Genomic DNA, 19,282 nt, shown 5'->3' on the forward strand with positions numbered 1-19,282 from the left:
ATGAAAACACTCGCAACACTGTTGTGCGCATTCATCCTCTTTGCATCCTGTAAAAAGGATAGCTCCGAACTACAAAAGCTGAATGGCCGGGCAGCCGGCGTTTTAGGTACCAGTCCTGGCGGTACTACCTACTACGTAGATCCCAATGGTAACGACAGCGCCAATGGCACCAGTCAAACCACTGCCTGGAAAACCCTTGCCCGCGTGGACTCCATGATATTCCAGGCAGGCGATAAGATACTCTTCCTTGCCGGTGGCGTATGGTCAGGCATGCTTGCGCCGAAAGGTTCCGGCTCCGCCGCAGCGCCTATCATCATCGACCAGTATGGCACTGGCAACCAACCCCGCATTGATGGCGGCGGCACGGCCAATAATTCCGCTACCGTATTGCTCAGTAACCAGTCTTATTGGGAAATCAATAACCTGGAAGTGACCAATACCGCGCCTGCCGGCACAGCCTATGCCCTCACAGGCATCAAAGTAACCGCCGCAGATTCCAGTCTGGCCTGCACGCACGTGTACATCAAAAACTGTTATGTGCATGATGTGAACGCTACCGGTTACGGCACTACGAATTATAACAAGGCCTCCGGCGGTATCCTGGTAAGTGGCACTTTCAACGATGCACGCGTACAGAATTGCCACGTGAAAAACTGCCAGGTAGAAGGCATCCGTACCACCTATACCAATAACTTATCTACCAACATCCTGTTCGACAGCAACCTGCTCGAGAATATTTACGGAGATGGCATCGTGATGTCGTCTGTGAGCGGCGGCGCGAAAATCACGAACAATACCGTAGTGAATGCCTGTATCACCAATGCGGCCAACTATGCCGGCATCTGGACGTACAGGAGCCATGGCACGCTCATCGCCAACAACGAAGTATATGGCCTCACCGGCGGCATGAATGATGGCCAGCCCTTTGACGCGGACATCAATACCAAAGGCGATATCTTCGAATACAACTACTCCCACGACAACAGCCGCGGATTCATGCTCTTCATGCCGGATGCAGATAGTATCATTGTACGTTACAATGTGAGCGCAAACGATACCAAGGGAGGCAGCAAAGTGTTCAACTACACCTCTACCAAAACCACCAACCAGATCTACAACAATGTCTTTTACATGACCAACAATGCGACGTATTTCTTCCAGACGAAATTCATCGGGTTGTTTGCCAACAACATCGTTTACAGCAGTGGTACCATCACTAATTTCTCCCAAAATGCGATGGACAATACCGCGAAGTTCCTCAACAACTGTTTCTATCCAGCATCCAATGTGCTTACCAACAACTGGGGCGGTTATCAGAGCAATAATATCACCAGCGATCCGCAGTTTGTGAGTCCCGCTACTTATGGCATTGGCCGCAGTACGGCATCTGCCTTCAATTTGCGGGGTACCTCGCCGGCCTATAATGCAGGCGCTGTAATGGCGGGCAATGGCGGCGTGGACTTTGCCGGCAATACCTTGCCGGCTACTTCGCCGGATATGGGCGCCTTCCAGCATGCGGTGTCCGGCACTTCTACCGTTACCATCGCCGATGCCTATGTGCGCGATGGCACCTATGCCAGCACCAACTATGGCACTGCCACTTCGCTCGTAGTGAAATCGGACGCTACCTCGTATAACAGGAAGGCCTATATGAAATTCGACCTCTCCACGCTGGGCGTATCGCATGTAAGTTCTGCGCTGCTAAACGTATATGCCAACAGTGTGAACACATCGCCCACACGCACCATCACTGTGTATGCCACGGCTACCAGCAGCTGGAGCGAAACCGGCATTACCTGGAATAACGCCCCGATGGATACCACGCTGGTAGGCACTTTTACGGTTACTACCGCTGGCGCCTATACGCTGGATATCACGTCCAATGTTAACAATATATTATCATCTACCAACAAGATCGTATCCTTGCTGCTGATGAACACTGGCCCCGCCGACTCAAAAGGCGACGTAAGTTTCAACAGCCGCGAAGCCACTGGAAACGTACCAAACATAGCAGTAGCATATTGATTTTCGGATTTTTTGATTTTTTGATTTTCGGATTTATTGAGCGGAGAATATATGGGAGATCGGCCCCGTAGGGGCCAAAGCCCGGTAGCCCCGGGTGGTAAGCCGGGGGACAAAAAACGCGGGAACAAAACACGGACAACAAACACCCCAAAAAAACACCAGGCAACAAAACCCGATCAATAAATCCGAAAATCAAAAAATCAAAAATCAAAAAATTCTCTTGGTATCTTTGCCTGGTATGCTAAAAGACCTTGTTGCACGTTATTGGAACTATGTAATCAATGTGGGTGTTACTCAGGGAATGTCTTTTATCGAGGCGCGGCGTACCAAGCTGCTGAACCTTCTGGCATTACCTTGTATTCCTTTTATGTTGGGCTATGCCATACTGAATGCCTGCCAACACCGCTACCTGCTTGGTGCGCTCAACTTCACAACCACGCTGATGTGTGTGGGGGTATTGCTGATGCATAAATATCAGCTTTATAAAGGCGCCAGGCTTGTGATGATCTTTTTCAGTGTGGTGATTTACACTTTTATGGGCTTGTTCTTCCATAACGGCGCACAATATTTCCTGCTCAATGTCCTTATCTTCTGTTTGCTCGTTTATGATAATAACTGGATCATGACCACACTTGGTGTGCTGATCCTGGCGGCTTTCCTGTGGGTGCTCTTCTGGCCGCTGCATTGGACGCTGGCCGATCCTGTGCCGCAGGAACGTGTATGGAGCAACGTAGCGGTATCCCTGCTGTTCATCATTATCTCACTCCGGGTCTTCAAACAGATACAATACGATTATCAGGCAGAGGTAGAGGAACAGCGACAGGTGTTGTCGGCGATGAATAAAGATAAAGAGAAGCTGTTCTCTATTGTGGCGCATGATATCCGCAGCCCCTTGGCAACGCTGGAAATATTGCTGGATATGTACCGTCGCGGCGAATATCCCGAAGAAGAGATGCAGGCCGCCACAGATGCGCTGTACCTGCGGGTGGCGGAACTGGGCGTGTCGGTTGATAATGTGCTGCGATGGAGTTCCCGCAATATCCGCGGTATCCGCTGGCGCCCGGAAGCCTTTGCCCTCGGGCCGCAGGTGCAGGAGGTGCTGTCCTTTTGCCAGCTGCTCATCCAGCAGAAACAGGTTACTATCGACCTTGACATACGCGATGATATCTGCCTCTATGCCGATCGTGACCAGGTATCGGTGATATTGAGGAACATCTGCATCAATGCCCTCAAATTCAGCCACAGTGGCGACAAAGTAGCCGTTGCTGCGCATCGCCATGGCGATACGGTGTCTATCATCGTAAAAGATAATGGGGTAGGTATGTCGGAAGAGCAGTTGAATAAATTATTTTCCGGCAACCCCGGCGGCAATACCAGCGGTACCCGCGGCGAATGGGGCACAGGACTGGGCATGCTGCTGTGCGTGGAATTTGCACAACAGAACAAAGGAGATATCGTTGTGAAAAGTGCTCCCGGCGAGGGAACGATGTTTACGGTGGTGTTGCCTGCGGCAGATGAAGAAGAGATATAATTTATTGAAGCGAATAAAAAAGCCCTTGAAGCGCTCAAAGCGCTTCAAGGGCACTATACCTTAATTGCTAAAGAAAGCGCGACTAAGGATGCGGCGCTTGAAGCGCTCAAAGCGCTTCAAGCGCTTTTACTTGCTTCCTCACTTCCTCCAGTATCCCTGCTATCAACCCCGCGTTATGCGAAATATATTCGGGGCTGAACATTTCCGGATGCAGGCCATCGCCCTGATGTACATAGAAGCCGCTTTCCGTGCTGGCGGCCCAGTCGCGGTTAGCTTCCGGCGTTTTCCATTCTTCTTTCGACTTCACGATATGCATCCTGGCGGCGGTAGTGCCGGTATCGGTTTTACCGTTCATATACCTGCAATAACCTTCGATCTTGCCCATGGTATTTTTCTTGATCTGTTCAAGATAATCGGGTTCTACAGAGAAGATGGACCAGTCCACGATATTGTAATAGGCGTTTATGGTGGCTTCTATTTCTTCCTCCGTTTTGGCTTTGCTTTCCCAGCGTTTGTAGCTGTCGATGAGGATGATGTCAGACACTTCGCGGCCGCGTGCTTCGAGGTCTTTGGCGATCTCGAAAGCGAAGTTGCCGCCGGCGGAATAGCCCAGCATCACGATCGGCTCGCCGGGCTGTAGTTCATCCATCACCTGGATGTATTGTTCCAGGCGGTCGTCGCTTTCCACGAAGTGGAAGCAGCAGATGTTGAAGTCCGGGAAATACTCTGCCAGCGCGGTATAGATGAAAGAGTAACCAATAGCGGGCGGGAAGCAGAAGAGCGTGCGCGGTTTTTTACCGCCGGCCACGGAATAAAATTCTTCTGCGGATACGCTGCCCAGTTCTTTGGCGATGGTGATCTTTTCTGCCAGCGCCTTGATGGTGGGATAGGTAAACGCCGTGGTGAGCGGCACCGTGATATCTACCTCATTTTTGATCCTGTTGAGCGCCTGTATCAGCTTGATGGAGTTACCGCCGATCTCGAAGAAGTTATCGCTGGCGCTGATGCGTTCCAGGCCCAGTACCTCTTTCCAGATAGCGGCGATGGTTTGTTGCAAGGCGCCCATAGGCTCTTCAAACGGGCGTTCGGCGGCTTCATGCTGCTGCGCCAGCTGATCGAGCGTTTTACGGTCTGTTTTGCCATTGCTGGTGAGCGGTATCTTTTCTACGCGGATGCAGAACAGCGGCAGCATGTAGCTGGGCAGCCTTTCGGCCAGGAAGCTGCGGATGGTAGAGTAACCAAATTCTTTTTCAGACTCGTAGAAGGCCGCGATCTGTTTTTCTCCTTTGATGGTGGTGATGATGGCGGCGGTCATGCCGATGCCTTCCATTTTGGCGAGCGCGCTTTCGATCTCTCCCAGCTCGATGCGGTAGCCGCGGAGCTTCACCTGTGTATCTTTACGGCCCAGGCATTCGATGCGGCCGTCGGGCAGCCATCTGCCAATATCTCCGGACTTATAAATTCTCTCCGTCGATAATTTTTCGTCTCTGAAATATTTCTCTGCGGTCAGCGCTTCCTGGTTGCAATAGCCTCTGCCTACGCCTGATCCGGCGATGTATATTTCACCGACAACATTCACCGGCTGTAACTGGCCATGGTTGCCGACGATGAACACCTGTTCATTGATCAGCGGTTTACCGATGGTAATACGTTCGGTGGTGGCTTCGTCGGTGGTGCTGTAGATGCAGGTTTCGGTAGGCCCGCAGCTGGTGAACACCCTCGTTTGCTTACAGCGGCGCAATGCCCTGAAGAGGCCCAGCGGCACTGGTTCTCCGCCGGTGATCACCGTTTTGATGCCCTGCAATGCACCCAAGCCTACGGTGTTGAGGAACAGCAGCAGGCGGGAAGGCGTCATCTGCAAGGTGTTCACTTTGAACTGTTGCAGCATCCCTTTCACTTTCGGGAAATCGTTCAGTTCTTCGTCGTTGGCCAGCAGCACGGTGACGCCGCAAAGCAGGCTGCATAATATTTCCAGCACCGAAAGGTCGAAGGTGATATTGCTCACCGCCAGTATCTTGTCGCCTGGCACGATGCCGTATACCGGTTCAAAGTTGCGAACAAAGCTGGTGACGTTGATATGCTCCAGCATGGCGCCTTTGGGCATACCGGTAGAACCGGATGTGTAGATGATATACGCGAGATCATCCGGCGTGATGTGCACCGGCGCCAGCGTTTCGCGGGCAACTGTTTTTCTCTCTGCATATATGTTGAGCAGCGGCAGTGAATAATGATAATCCTTATCTGCCACGATCATCGTGCATTCGCTGTTATTGAGTATGTACTCGATACGTTGTGCGGGGAAGGAAGGATCAATTGGCACATAAGCCGCGCCGGCCTTGATGATGGCAAGGATGGCCACGGGCATATCGAGCGTGCGTTGCAGCATCAGCGCCACTTTATGACCCGGTTTTACGTCATATATTTCTTGCAGATAGATGGCCAGGGCTTCGGAGCGTTGTTCGAGTTCTTCGAAGCTCATATTGCCGGCGGTGGTTTCTACGGCATTGCGTTCTTTCCATTGCGGGAAGGTGCTGCGCCACAGTGCCGGTATGGTGAGGCGCGGCGCATCTTTTTCAGGGCTGCCGCCAAAGGCTTTCAGCTCGGCGATTTCAGCGTCATCCAGCAAGTCGATATCTTTTAATACGATGGCAGGATGTGCCAGCACCTGCGACAACACCCGCAGGAAATGTTTGGCAAAACGCTGGATGGAGCCATCGGCGAAGAGGGCTTTGTTATAGTTGAGCACCACATCGATCTGTTCGCCGGATTGTACCACGAGGAAAGTGAGATCGAATTTAGCGACGCTGATATTGACAGGGAAGGGCTCAAACTTCAGCTGGCCCTGCTCTTCACGTGCCTGCCGGCTGACGTACTGGAACAGGATATCGAACACGGGATTTCTCGCGGCATCGCGTTTGATGCCGAGGGTTTCCACCAGTTCTTCAAAAGGATAGTCCTGGTTTTCGTAGGCGGCGAGCGCGTTGCGTTTCACTTCATCGAGGAACTGTTCAAACAGTTTCTCTGCCTTCGGCTGGTTACGCAGGGCGAGCGTGTTTACGAACATCCCGATCACCGGCTCTAAGTCGGCATGGGTGCGGCCTGCCACGGGCGTGCCTACGATGATGTCTTCCAGCGAGGTGTATTTGGAAAGAAGGATATTATACACCGCGAGCATGAGCATGTTCATGGTGATGCCTTTGCGGCTCACATAGCGGATCGCCTGCGCGGCCAGCTGCTCGTCAATACGGAGCGCGTGATCGGCGCCATCGAATGTTTTAGAGAGACCACGCGGATGATCGAAGGGCAGATCCAATACTGGCAGTTCGCCTTCGAGCTGTTGCATCCAGAATTGTTTCTGTTGCTCCATCGTACCGGCATAGGTGGGCGATTGCTGCCAGGCTACATAGTCTTTGTACTGGATGGCCGGCGCTGCCAGCTGTGTGCCGTAGTAGTGTTGCCACAGCTCGCGCACGAAAACGCCTACGGCTACTTCGTCGCCAATGATGTGATGCATGTCGGATATGAGCAGGTGCTTATCGGCGCTCACGCTTAACACAGCGGCGCGGAGCAGCGGCGCTTCGGCGAGATCAAATTTTTTGATGAAGCCGGCAAGCAGCGCTGGCGCCTCTTCTTCTGCGCCTTGCAATATTTGCAGCTGGAAATGGAGATGATCATGTATCACCTGCACAGGTTCTCCATCAACAATTTTAAAGGCGGTGCGCAAACTTTCATGACGGTCGGTCATGGTCTGGAAAGCGGCCTGCAGGCGGCTGATATCAAGCGGTCCGTGTATCCAGTAGGCATCGCACATGTTATGGCTGATCTCTGCGCCTTTGAAGTGGCTGATCACAAATACTCTCTTCTGTGCAGAGGAGAGCGGGTAATGTTCCTGCTTCGCGGTGCGCGGGATGGGCGTGTAGTGAGCGGTAAGACTGTTATCTATCCGGTTGGCCAGCTGGCGGATGGTAGGGCAGGAGAACACATCTTTCAATGATATCTCTACCGCCATCGCTTTTTGTACGCGGGATACGAGCACCATGGCGCGCAGTGACTGGCCGCCGAGTTCAAAGAAATTATCCGTTACGCCAATGTTGCTGCGTTTGAGCACATCCTGCCAGATGGCCAGCAGCGCGGTTTCTGTGGCGGTGGCCGGCGCGGCGGCAACGGTATTGTGCGTGTCGATATGTTCGAGCGGGTTGTGCAATGCCTTCTTGTCGATCTTGCCATTGTGCGTTACCGGCAGCTGCGGCAGCGCGATGAAAAAGGTGGGCACCATGTATTCCGGCAACTGCTGCTTCAACAGTTCTTTGAGCCCGTCGATGGGAGCGCCCGACTGGCTTACATACCAGCAGGCCATATCTTTTTCCTGTTCGGCGCCAAAGGTGGTGACGGCAGCTTCTTTCACTTCGGGATGTTGCAATACTACGTTTTCGATCTCTTTGAGCTCGATACGATAGCCGCGCACTTTCACCTGTTCATCGCGGCGGCCGAGGAACTCGAGGTTACCGTCGGGCAGCCAGCGTACCATATCGCCGGTTTTGTACACGCGTTCCTTGGTATGCGGACTGACGATGAACTTTTCTTTAGTGGTATCGGGACGGTTGAGATATCCGTTGGTAACGCCTTCGCCGCCGATCCACAGTTCGCCGGGCTGGCCGACGGGCAGCAGTTGTCCGGCGCTGTTGCAAACGTAATAGGTGTAGTTGAGCAAGGGCCTGCCGATAGGCGTGTTGCCCTGTGCAGGCAAGGCATCGATGGTAGTTTCGTAGAAGCCTGAATCGATGCAGGTTTCGGTAACGCCGTAGCTGTTGAGCACCCGGATGGCGGGCGCATATCTTTCGAGCAATGTTTTGAAATAAGGCAGCGGCACGGTATCGGAGCCCACGATGAGCAGCTTGAGGAAACTTACATCTTTTTTATGTTCCCAGGCATAGTCCATCAGCGGCGCGATGAGGGCCGGCGTAGATTCCAGTACATTGATGCGGTGCGTGGTGAGCAGCTCGTAGAAAGAAACAGGATCGAGGCGTGTTTCTGCCGGGCAGATGATGGCACGGCCGCCATTGGTGAGCATGCGTATCACTTCGCCGGTGAACACGTCGAAGGAGAAGCTGGCCATTTGCAGGGAGCGTGGCTCAAACTGATCCAACGCATAGGCGCGGCGCCAGGCGAGATCCACATTGCTCAACGCATGATGCGCTACCAGCACGCCTTTGGGCTTGCCCGTGGTGCCGGAAGTATAGATCACATAGGCCAGCTGATCCGGCGAGATACGTGTAGGCGGCAACGTTAGATCACCGGGTATCTCTTCCAAAATGATCGTATGTGCGTGCGCGTTAGCACCGGAGGCGTGGGTGAGCAGCATTTTAGCCTGACTGTCATTCAACAGGTAATCAATTCGTTCCTGCGGATAATCGGGGTCGATGGGCAGGTAGGCCGCGCCGGCGCGCATCACGCCCAGCATGGCGATCACCATCCACTCGGAGCGTTCCACCATGATGCCGATGATATCACCGGCGGCGGCGCCCTGCTGTTGCAGGTAGGCGGCTACCGCGCCGGAGGCCTTGTCCAGCGCAGCGTAGCTGATCTCCTTCTCCCTGAAAACGATCGCGATATTGTCCGGATGTTGCTGTACCTGTTCCTCAAATAATTCCAGCACATTCTTCACGGCTTTTTCACCGGGGTTTTTACTGAAATCCATCATCAGCTGTAACTCTTGCGGGGTAAGGTATTGCAGCTGTTGCAGTGGTTGTTCATCTCCCAGCACCTGCGTAACCAGCAGCTGCATTCTTTCCGTAAAATTATTACCGTTGAAGATGCGCTCATTGAAATCCAGCCTGATCACATAGCCTTTGTCCGGCTGTTCGGTTACGCGCAGTTCGAGGTGATTATCGATGGTGTTGTACACGCGTTGCAGGGGGCCCATGGCCATATCTGTGTCGGGCGTGGCATAGTGTTGATAGTTGTAGAAGAAAGACAATTCCTCTTCACCGATGATCTGGTTCTGTAATGCCAGCGAGATATGACGGAAAGGATTGGCATCTCTTTTCTGTTGTTGGAGATACAGGCAGAGGTCTGCAAAAGTTTTGTCGCCGCTGAAGAAGCGCTCCTGTACCAGCAATGGGAACACATAGGAGAATACGCCCATGGTGTGCAGGTGTTCTTCGCTGCGGCCGGCGATATTTTCGCGGATACAGAAATCATGATCCGCTGCGCAGTGGTATTTGGTGAGCAAAGTAAATATTGCCTTGAAGAAAATATGCGGCTTGATGCCGTGCGCTGCGCAGTAGTGGCTGATCCTGGCGGATTCTTCCGGCTGGATGCGCCATAATTTTGATACTTGTTTGTCTTCGCTGGCGATTGCGCCGGCATAAGAAAGCGGCAAGGTATCGGCCAGTTGCTGACGCCAGTAGTTCTCTACTTCCGGCGTATCGAAGCGGGAGAGATGCGCTGTAACGCTCTGCTGGTAAGGCGGGTGGCTTTCCTCGTAACTGCCGCCATTGCGGATGGCGCGGTAGGCGCGGGCCGTTTTTTCTGCCAGCAGTTTAAACGACGTACCATCGACGAAGAGATGGTGCGCGCTGGTGGCGGTGATATAATGCTGGTCATCTACCCGGAACAGGTAATGTTTATAATATTCCCGGTTGATATCCTGGTTTTCGTCGGCATACTTCCTCACGGCGGCCATGATATCTGCGCTTTCCTTGCTGATGTCGATGAAGCGGAAATGCACGGGGGCTGTCCTTCTCACGGCCTGATACACTTCACCGTGTTGATAGAACAGTTCGGAACGCATGCAGTCTTCCGCTGCGGTTACCATCTCCAGCGCTTTTTCCCAGTCGCTGACATTTATTTCTTCCCGGATATTGAACCAGGTGAGCGGCCGCAAGCTGCCACCCTTGGGGTTCAGCAGGCAGGTCATATAGATATCGCGCTGCGTGGTGTTGAGCGGGTATACGGCGGAATACAGCGTTTCGTCGTAGCCGGGCGCGCTGGCAATGGCTTCCAGCGGCAGTTCCGGCGATTGCGCCACGGTAGCGAGGATATCGATGTATTGCTGCACCATCTGTGCGATGGTGGATTCTTTGAACAATCCTTTTGAATAGCTGAAGAGCACCTGCATATCGCCGCCGGATTCGGTAACGGAGGCGGAGAGGTCGAACTTCACCTGTATATCTTTCATGCCCAGTCCCAGTGGTGTGAGCGACAGTTCCGGGGTAGACCAGGCCTGCACTTCTAGGTTGTGGTAGCTGAACATGGTATCAAAGAGCGGATTGCGGTTTTTGTCGCGCACCAGTTGCAGGTGTTCGGCCAGTTCCTCCATGGGGTAGAGCTGATGATCGAGCGCCGTGAAGAAAGTGTTGCGCAATTCCGTCATCAGATCGGTAAAAGAAGATTGCATATCCACGCTGCCTCTAACGGGAAGCGTATGTACGAACATACCGATGAGCGGGTCGAGATCGGGATGTACGCGGCCTGCCACCGGTGTGCCTACGATGATATCCTTTTTGCCGGTAAGTCGTGCCAGCAGCAGGTTGTAGGCCGCCATTGTGAGCAGGAAGAGCGTGCTGCCTTCTTTGTTGATGAGCCGTTTAAGGCCCGCTACGGTGTCGCGGTCTACCCTGGCGGCATAGAGGCCGCCTTCCAGTTTCTCATCCGAGCGGGGGAAATCGGTAGGCAGGTGAAGCGCTATTTGTTTGCCCTGGAAAGTATCCAGCCAGTATTGCTGGTGTCGCGCGAAGGCAGGCGTGTGTTTATATTGGTCCAGCCAGGTGCTGTAATCCTTGTATTGTATTTTCAACGGCGGCAGCTGCTCGTTGTGATAGGCGGCCATCATCTCTTTGAGGAAGATGCCCATGGAGATGCCGTCGGAGATGATATGGTGCATATCGAGCAGCAGCAGGCCGGAGGTATCGTTCTTGCGAACATACATCATGCGCAGCAGCGGCGGCTGTGAGAGATCGAAGGGCCGTACGAAATTGAGCAGGTATTGTTGTACGTCCGGGTTGGCATCCTGCACTACGGGCACTTCAAAAGGCAGGGCAGGTTCGATGTGTTGCAGGATCACTTCATCGGTGAAGCTGAAGCCGGTGCGCAAAGTGGCCTGGCGGCTGATCACGGCGCGCAGTGCGCGTTCCAGCTGCGGGATATCGATGGCGCCTTCCACTGCAAAGGCAGTAGGCATGTTGTAGTTGGTAGCGTGTTGATTGAGCAGGTAGCTGAGGTAGATGCCGCGCTGTGCAAAGGAAGCCGGCGACACGCGCGATTCCGCCGTTACCGGAATGTGGAACTGCACTGATTTTTCCGCCTGCTGAATATAAGCTGCTAACTGCTGGATGGTAGCATGCGAGAAGATATGCCGCAAAGGGATCTCTACATGCATATCGCGGAGGATGATGGTGGCCAGTTTCGCAGCTTTGAGCGAATGCCCGCCCAGTTCAAAGAAATTATCCGTGGTAGCGATCTGCTGCATGTGCAGCAGTTCCTGCCAGATGAGCAGCAGCCGGGCTTCCAGCTCATTGGCCGGCAGTTGTTCCGGCAGGAGGGTGCGTTCTATGGCTTCGGGCCTGGGCAGTTTGCGGAAATCTGTTTTGCCGTTGGCGGTGGCAGGTATTTTATCGATTGCCATGAAACGCGCCGGTATCATATATTCCGGCAGTTGTGCGGCGATGTATTGGCGCAGGTCGGCGATGGCGAGTGGCGCTGAAGGTACGAACCAGGCGCATAGATATCTGTTGCCTTTTTCATCTTCCAGCGGCGCTACCACGGCTTCTCTTACGGCGGGGTGGTTGAGCATCACGGCGGCGATCTCTCCCGGCTCTATGCGGTAGCCGCGGATCTTCACCTGGTTATCTTTGCGGCCCATGAAAACGATATTGCCTTCGGGCGTCCATCTGGCGAGGTCGCCGGAGAGGTACATGCGTTGTCCGGGATCGAAAGGACTGTCGATGAATTTGGACGCAGTGAGTGCTTCGTTGTTCAGATAGCCTTTGGTAACACCCGGGCCTGCAATGCATATTTCGCCGGGAACGCCTGCTGGCAAGACTTGCAGGGCATTGTCGAGTATATACACTTTATAATTGGGTATCGGCTTGCCAATCGAAACGTTTTCGCCGGTGGGCGGCAGCGGTTCATAAGAGAGCACGCTGGATATCACGGTGGTTTCCGTAGGGCCGTAAGCGTTAATGATATCGATGCCGGGTATCAGCTGGCAATAGTCATACAGGAGCGTATCTTTGATCGGCTCTACGCCAACGAACATACGTTGCAGAGCAAGGCCCTGTAGTGGCCGTAATTTGTCGTAGAGGTCTTTCAGTAACACAGGAGGCACATAAGCGTAGGTGATCTGCTCCTGGTGCAGGAATGCCGCGAGCTTGGCGGCATCGAACAATCTTTCTTTGTCCAGCACTACCAATGTAGCGCCGCTGCTGAGGGCTACAAATATCTCTGCGATACTGGCATCGAAAGAGATATTGGCCAATGCCAGCACGCGGTCCGTAGTGCTGAATGCTTTTTTGAAGACGGTTTTATACGCCAGCACAAAATTACTGACGCCACCCTGCGTGACCATAATGCCTTTCGGGCGGCCGGTGGAGCCGGAAGTATAGATGATGTAGGCCGTATCTTCCGCAGTAGTGGCCACCTGTATGTTTTGGGCGGCATCGCCTGGAATGCTGTCCAGCAGGGCGATGCGGTGTTGTTCGGATTGGAAGCAGGCTTGTTTTTCATCGAGCACCTGTTGGGTGCTGAGGATGAATTTAGCGTTACTGTCCTGCAAAATATATTGGATGCGTTCATCCGGGAAATCGGCATCGATGGGCAGGTAGGCTGCGCCGGATTGCAGGATGCCCAGCATGCCGGCGATCATGTGTGCAGAGCGTTCGCATATGAGCGCTACCACATCGCCCCGGCCGATGCCTTTGCTTTGCAGGAGGGCAGCTACTGCCTGTGCATCTTGCTGCAAGCGGCGGTAGGAGCGGCTTTCGCCCTTGAACTGCACGGCGGCTTGTTCAGGATGCAGGCGTGCCTGTTGTTCAAACATCGCCAATATGCTCAGGTCTTTCTCTGCAAAATCAAGCTGGCGGCCGTTGAAGCGGGCGATCTCCGCCTGCTCTTCTTCCGACAGCAATGCCAGGTTGCTGATCAGGCTATCCGGTTGTGCGGCTATCTGTTGCAGGATACGCTGTAAGTGGCCACCCATCTGCCGGATGAACCACGCGGCGTATTTGCTGCTGTACCAGATGTCCAGTTCAAAGGCATCCGCTGTGCTGCGCCATTCGAACGACAACGCGCTTTGCGTACGGAGATGGTTTTCGCCGGTCAGCGGCGTATAGGCGACAACGTAGTTGAAGAGTTGCGCTACCGGTCCTGTTTGCGACTGGTACTTCTGTGCGAACTTCTCAAACGGATAATCTTTATAAGGGTAGGCTTCCTTCATCGCTTCGCGGAGCGCTTCCAGCAAGGCTTTTGCCGTAGTGTCTTTGGAGATGCCGGCTGTCAGGAACAGTGGCGCCTCGCCGCCAGGAACGGCCAGCAGCAGGTTTTCTGCGCCATTGTACCGATGTGCGAGGATAGCCGTGGCCGCGCTGAAGAACACTTGCAGGGCCTTGTCCTGCTGATTGCATATTTTCCTGATCGCTGCGGTAGTGGCGGCATCCAGCAGCAGGGTATGCAGCTGATGCGTGGCATCATGCGGCGGCTGTGTGCCGCTTATTTCCGACGTTTCCAGTCCGCCTGTTTTTTCCAGCCAGTAATCAGTAGCTATTCTATATTGAAAACTCTTGTTCATGTCAGTAGGAAATATTTAGATTAACAATGGTGTTGTATAAATGGCCCGGGTTTCACCCGGTAGCGATACCATTCCCCATTTTAAAAATTAAAAGCAAAATCCAGCCCTTCCGGCGCCTGTACGGCTTCTCCGGCGAGATGGAAAGAAAGCTCGTGGATGCTGCGGGATGGATCGCTGATCACATCCTGTAACAAGGCCAGGAAGCGTTCTTTCATCAGGAGGATGGTTTCTTCTTCAAAGAGAGCGGTGCTGTATTCGATCTTTACAGGCCAATGGCTGTCGGCCAGTTCGTTGACTTCCATGACCAGGTCGAATTGCGCGGTGCCGGTATGCAGGGCACAGGGCAGCACCGGGATGCCGTCAAAATCCAGTTCGGGGATCTCGATGTTTTGCAGCACGAAGATCACGTCGAAGAGGGGATTGCGGGAAGGGTCTTTCTTCAGGTCCAGGTTTTCTACCAGCGTGGCGAAAGGATAATCCTGGTGCTCGAAGGCATTCAGTGAATTTTCTTTTACCTCCTGCAAAAACTGTATAAATGTTTTCTTGCGGGATGGCTGGTTGCGCAATACCAGCGTATTGACGAACATGCCCACCACATGATCGAGATCGGCGTGAGAGCGGCCTGCCACCGGCGATCCCACGAGGATATCTTCCTGGCCGCTGTATTTGTGCAACAGCACATTGTATACGGCCAGCAGCACCATGAAAGGCGTAGTGCCGGTTTGTACGGCCAGTGCGCGGATCTCCGCCGCTCGTGCGGCGGGTATGTCAAAAACGATTTTGTTGCCGCTGAAAGATTGAATGGCTGGCCGCGGCTTGTCCACAGGCAGGCGCAGCACCGGCAGGGGCCCGCTCAGCTGCCTGGCCCAGAAGTCGTGCAGCTGCTGCAAAGCGCCGTTATTGAACTGCTCCTGCTGCCATACGATCACATCTTTGAATTGCAGTTCCAGCGGCGGCAAGGTTTCGCCATGATACAATGCAATGAGTTCAGCGATGAACACGCCCAGGGAAACGCCGTCAGAAATGATATGATGCATATCGAAGAGCAGGAGGTGGTTGCCGTTGGGAAGCGGCGCCAGCGCGGCTCGCAGCAGGGGCGCCTTTGTGAGATCGAAAGCGCGGAGGAAGGTTTTCAGCACCGCTTCCGCCGTTTCGTATCCCTGCATATAGTCGATGGTGAAGGCGACTTCATCATGCACGATCTGTACTGGTTCTGCATTCCTTTCGTGGAAGCTGGTACGTAAACTTTCATGGCGCTGACATAGCGTATGGAAGGCGGCTTCCAGCTTGTCGAAGTCCGGCGCGCTTTCCAGCAGCAGCACGGAGGGCAGGTTGTAGGCCGTCATGTTTTCGTTGGCCTGCTCGATGAGCCAGAGGCGCATCTGTGCTTCTGAAATAGGGTACCAGTCCTGTTTCGCTGCCGGGCGTATAGCCTTATACGTTACCTGGCGGCCGCCTTTTGCCAGCAGCTCGTCTACGCCCTTGGCCAGCGCTCTCACCGTGGCGAAGGTGAAGATATCTTTGAACACCAGCTTGATGCCAAATTCTTTTTCGATGATGGAGATCACTTTGGTGGCCATGAGCGAATGGCCGCCGAGGCGGAAGAAGTCGTCGTCGAGCGAGAGCTCGTCCAGTTTGAGTACGGCGGTCCAGATGGCGGCGACTTTCTTTTCCGTGTCTGTCCAGTTGTTATGGAGAACAGGTTGCAGCACGATCTCCGTATGTTCGTTACCGTTAGTGGCGGCAGTAGTATGGTTGACTTCCTCCGTTTCCAGCGGCAGTGGCTCGCGCAGCCAGCAGCGTACCGGCTCGAAAGCGTAGGTGGGCAACGGTGTGCGGCGACCGGGAATAGTAGCGCCGAAACGTTTCCAGTCCATCGGGTATTGCTGCTGGTACAGTGTCTGGAAAATTTCCAGCGGCGATGCTTCGATGCTGGAAATGTGACAGAGCAGGTCTTTATCCGGAAAGTGCAGCTGCCGCAGGCCTTGGGAGAGACAGCCTTCCGGGCCCATCTCCATGAACAGCACGCGGGTATCTGCCGATTCGCGTTCCAGCAGGGCGCTGAGGCGCTGTGATAACCCTTCGGTATCTTCCGGTTCATCCACGCATTGTGCCAGCGCTTCTTCCAGCGTCATCTCGTTGAGCGCTACAGCCACTACGAGGTCGCCGGTGCCGGTGCCCAGCAGGTGTTCTGTCGTCAATCCTCTCTCTACAGCAAAATGGTACATAGCATATTGCAATACAAAACGATTGATCGCCGGGGTGGCTGTATGGTAGTATGCAGCGCAGGCGTCGGCATATTTTTTCAACTCAGGAGTGAGCAACTGGCGCAAGCGCTCATCACTCACGATGGCATCTCCCGAAAATAATAAAATCACCTTGCCGGGTATCTCTTTTGTCGTTTGTGCGTGGGCGTTATCTATCTCCTTGAATAATGTTGCCATGGAATCGGCGATCAGTGAAACCCTGTGCTGGTAATGCTTCCGGCCATTGGTGAGGGTATAGCTGATATCCGCCAGCGAAGCGTTTTCCGGTATGCCTGCGGCAAACTGTTGCAGGTAAGTGCGCAAACTGTTCGCGGTTTTTGCAGAGAAGTTAAACAGATAGTTGCCGTTGTCAACCAACTGTTTTGCTGTTGCCGGCGCTTCTTCCAGCACCACGTGGCAATTAGTGCCGCTCAGGCCGAAAGAGCTGATGCCGGCCCTTCTTGGAAAGGGCGCTTCCCAGGCTTTATATGCCGCATTGATATAGGTAACGGAATTTTTAAAATCGATGAAAGGATTTGGTTCATCGAAATGGATAGAAGGATACAGCTCTTTATGTTGTAATGACAGCACCGTTTTGATCAGGCCGGAAATGCCCGCTGCGCTGCCGGTGTGGCCGATATTGCTTTTGATGGCAGATACCGCACAAAAATGTTTTTCGCTGGCGATGCCTTTGAAGGCGAGGTCGATGCCGCTGATCTCGATAGGATCGCCGAGCTTGGTGCCGCTGCCATGCGCCTCGATATAAGTGATGGTAGCCGGATCGATGCCTGCTTTCTTCCAGGCTTTGCGGATCACCTCTGACTGCGCCTGACTGCTGGGGGCGGTTAAACTGCCCGACAGCTGCGCATCCTGGTTGGCGGCGCTACCTTTGATCACGGCATAGATGATATCATTATCTGCAAGGGCTTTATCCAGTGGTTTCAGCAATACGCAGCCGATAGCTTCGCCGGCGCCGGTGCCTTCCGCTTTAGCAGAGAAGCTGCGGGTTTTGCCATCGCGCGACATGATGCCCAGATCGGGGCCATCATTTTTTTCGCCGGGGAAGAGAATGAGGCGAACACCGCCAGCCAGCGCGTAGTCGGCATCGCCGGCTTGTAATTCCTGGCAGGCCATATGCACGGCCAATAAAGAAGAAGAGCAGGCGGTATCGATCATGGCTGCGGCGCCGCGGAAGTTGAAGCAGCGCGACACGCGGCCTGCGGTGGTGGCATTGGTATTGCCGGTGAGCAGGGTAGGATCGAAACGTTCTGCGAGGCGTGAATATTCTTGTTCGGTATCGCCGATGAACACGGCGGTTTCGCTGCCATTGAAATCATCCATATCATAACCCGCGCTTTCAATGGTTTCGTAAACAACTTCCAGCAGGAGGCGTTGATGAGGGTCCATATACTCTGCTTCTGCTTTGGAGATATGGAAGAATTTGTGGTCGAACAGGTCTACGTTTTCCATAAAGCCAAACTCCATCCAGGTTTTGCCGGGAGGCACCGTGGTGGCTGATTTACGCGTAGCGGAAAGCGTGCGTACGCTGTCTTTGCCCGCGAGCAGGTTACGGCGTAGGGCGGCGATGTTGGCGGCTTCGGGGAATCTTCCTGCCATGCCTATGATTGCGATGTCTTTCATATGTCAGCGGTTGAAAGTTGGATATATTCAGGATATTGGATGAATGCTGGCAGCGGGTGGGTGAGCAACACGCCGCCATTATCAAGTTTGCCCGCTTCTGTGAAGCCGGCGAATTTATAAGTGATATACATCATGCGGTTACGGTCTGTAGGCAGGAACTCGGCTTCCAGCCGGTATCCCTTGGCTTTCGCGAGGTTCATGATGTAGTTGAGCAATACGCCGCCTACTCCGCGCGACATCACCCGGCAGGACATGAGCAGCAGCTTGAGCGTCCAGGTATTGTCGCGGCGTTCTACCATCGCCACGCCGATCTTGCCATAGGAGCCGTATTTGTCGGTCAGCTCGGCTACAAACAAATGATGATCGGGTGATTGTATCAATGCTTCCAGCTCGTCGTAAGAGTAGGAATAGCCGGTGGCATTGAGCTGGTTGGTACGTAACGTCAGTTCTTCCACTCTTTGCAGATCGTGTATGGTAGCGGGTTGTATGGAGAAGGCCAGTTGTAGTGATTCCAGGAAAAGTTTGTTGTTGCCGATGTTTTGTTCTTCTTTATTACGGTGATCATCATCGATATACATTTTTCTTCTGGAAGATGATTCGGAGGTAATGAAGCGGGGCTTGCAGAGCGGCAGGATAGCGCTGAGGTCTGCTGCATCAATGCAGGTAACCTGTTCATGCATGAAGGCTACTTCATCGCGTTCAAAAGGTTGGTCGTCTACAAAGGCGATGGCATCGATGCCGATGTTCAGCTTTTCCCGTATGCGGTTGATGGAGCTGGATTTCAGGTCCCAGTTGATCTGCGGGTAAAGGAAATATTCCTGCAGGCCGAAGTGTTCCAGCATGCGCATCGCATCTTCATGATTATTCTTGCTGGCAATGGAATTGATCACGCCCCAGCTGTCGAGGGTTTTGATGATAGTCACCACCTCTTCTCTCAGTATGGGCTGGTCGTTTTCGGAGAGGATGCCCTCCCAGAGGGTGTGGTCGAGGTCCCACACCACGCACTTGATCGTCTTCTTTTTTGTATGGTTAACTACGCTTGTCATATCGGAT

The 19,282-nt window shown here is 53.5% G+C and carries 4 protein-coding genes and 1 pseudogene; 2 read left to right on the forward strand and 3 right to left on the reverse strand.

Annotated features, from left to right (window positions below):
• A complete protein-coding gene (locus FPG75_RS06210; protein ID WP_143305899.1) occupies positions 1-2,025 on the forward strand; it encodes a CBM96 family carbohydrate-binding protein in 2,025 nt (674 codons plus the stop codon).
• A gap of 238 nt (positions 2,026-2,263) precedes the next feature.
• A complete protein-coding gene (locus tag FPG75_RS06215) occupies positions 2,264-3,556 on the forward strand; it encodes a sensor histidine kinase (protein ID WP_143305900.1) in 1,293 nt (430 codons plus the stop codon).
• A gap of 106 nt (positions 3,557-3,662) precedes the next feature.
• Here FPG75_RS06215 and FPG75_RS06220 read toward each other — a convergent pair.
• From FPG75_RS06220 to FPG75_RS06230, 3 genes and pseudogenes are all read right to left on the reverse strand, one after another.
• Positions 3,663-14,327, reverse strand: a pseudogene (locus FPG75_RS06220) (amino acid adenylation domain-containing protein); the annotation flags it as partial.
• Between the two features lie 95 nt (positions 14,328-14,422).
• Positions 14,423-18,229, reverse strand: coding sequence for a condensation domain-containing protein (locus FPG75_RS06225; RefSeq protein ID WP_143305902.1), 3,807 nt, complete (start codon positions 18,227-18,229; stop codon positions 14,423-14,425).
• On the reverse strand, positions 18,226-19,275 hold the full coding sequence (locus FPG75_RS06230; RefSeq protein ID WP_143305903.1) for an HAD-IIIC family phosphatase: 1,050 nt from the start codon (positions 19,273-19,275) through the stop codon (positions 18,226-18,228). The genes FPG75_RS06225 and FPG75_RS06230 overlap by 4 nt, the downstream gene beginning before the upstream one ends.
• Between the last annotated feature and the right edge of the window lie 7 nt (positions 19,276-19,282).

It is taken from the genome of Chitinophaga vietnamensis (genome assembly GCF_902167635.1).
Classification (GTDB): Bacteria; Bacteroidota; Bacteroidia; order Chitinophagales; family Chitinophagaceae; genus Chitinophaga; species Chitinophaga vietnamensis.

Excerpts from the sequence above, each read along its gene's own strand:
- FPG75_RS06230 (WP_143305903.1), bottom strand. The coding sequence starts at position 19,275 with ATGACAAGCGTAGTTAACCATACAAAAAAGAAGACGATCAAGTGCGTG.
- FPG75_RS06225 (WP_143305902.1), bottom strand. The coding sequence starts at position 18,229 with ATGAAAGACATCGCAATCATAGGCATGGCAGGAAGATTCCCCGAAGCC.
- FPG75_RS06215 (WP_143305900.1), top strand. The coding sequence starts at position 2,264 with ATGCTAAAAGACCTTGTTGCACGTTATTGGAACTATGTAATCAATGTG.
- FPG75_RS06210 (WP_143305899.1), top strand. The coding sequence starts at position 1 with ATGAAAACACTCGCAACACTGTTGTGCGCATTCATCCTCTTTGCATCC.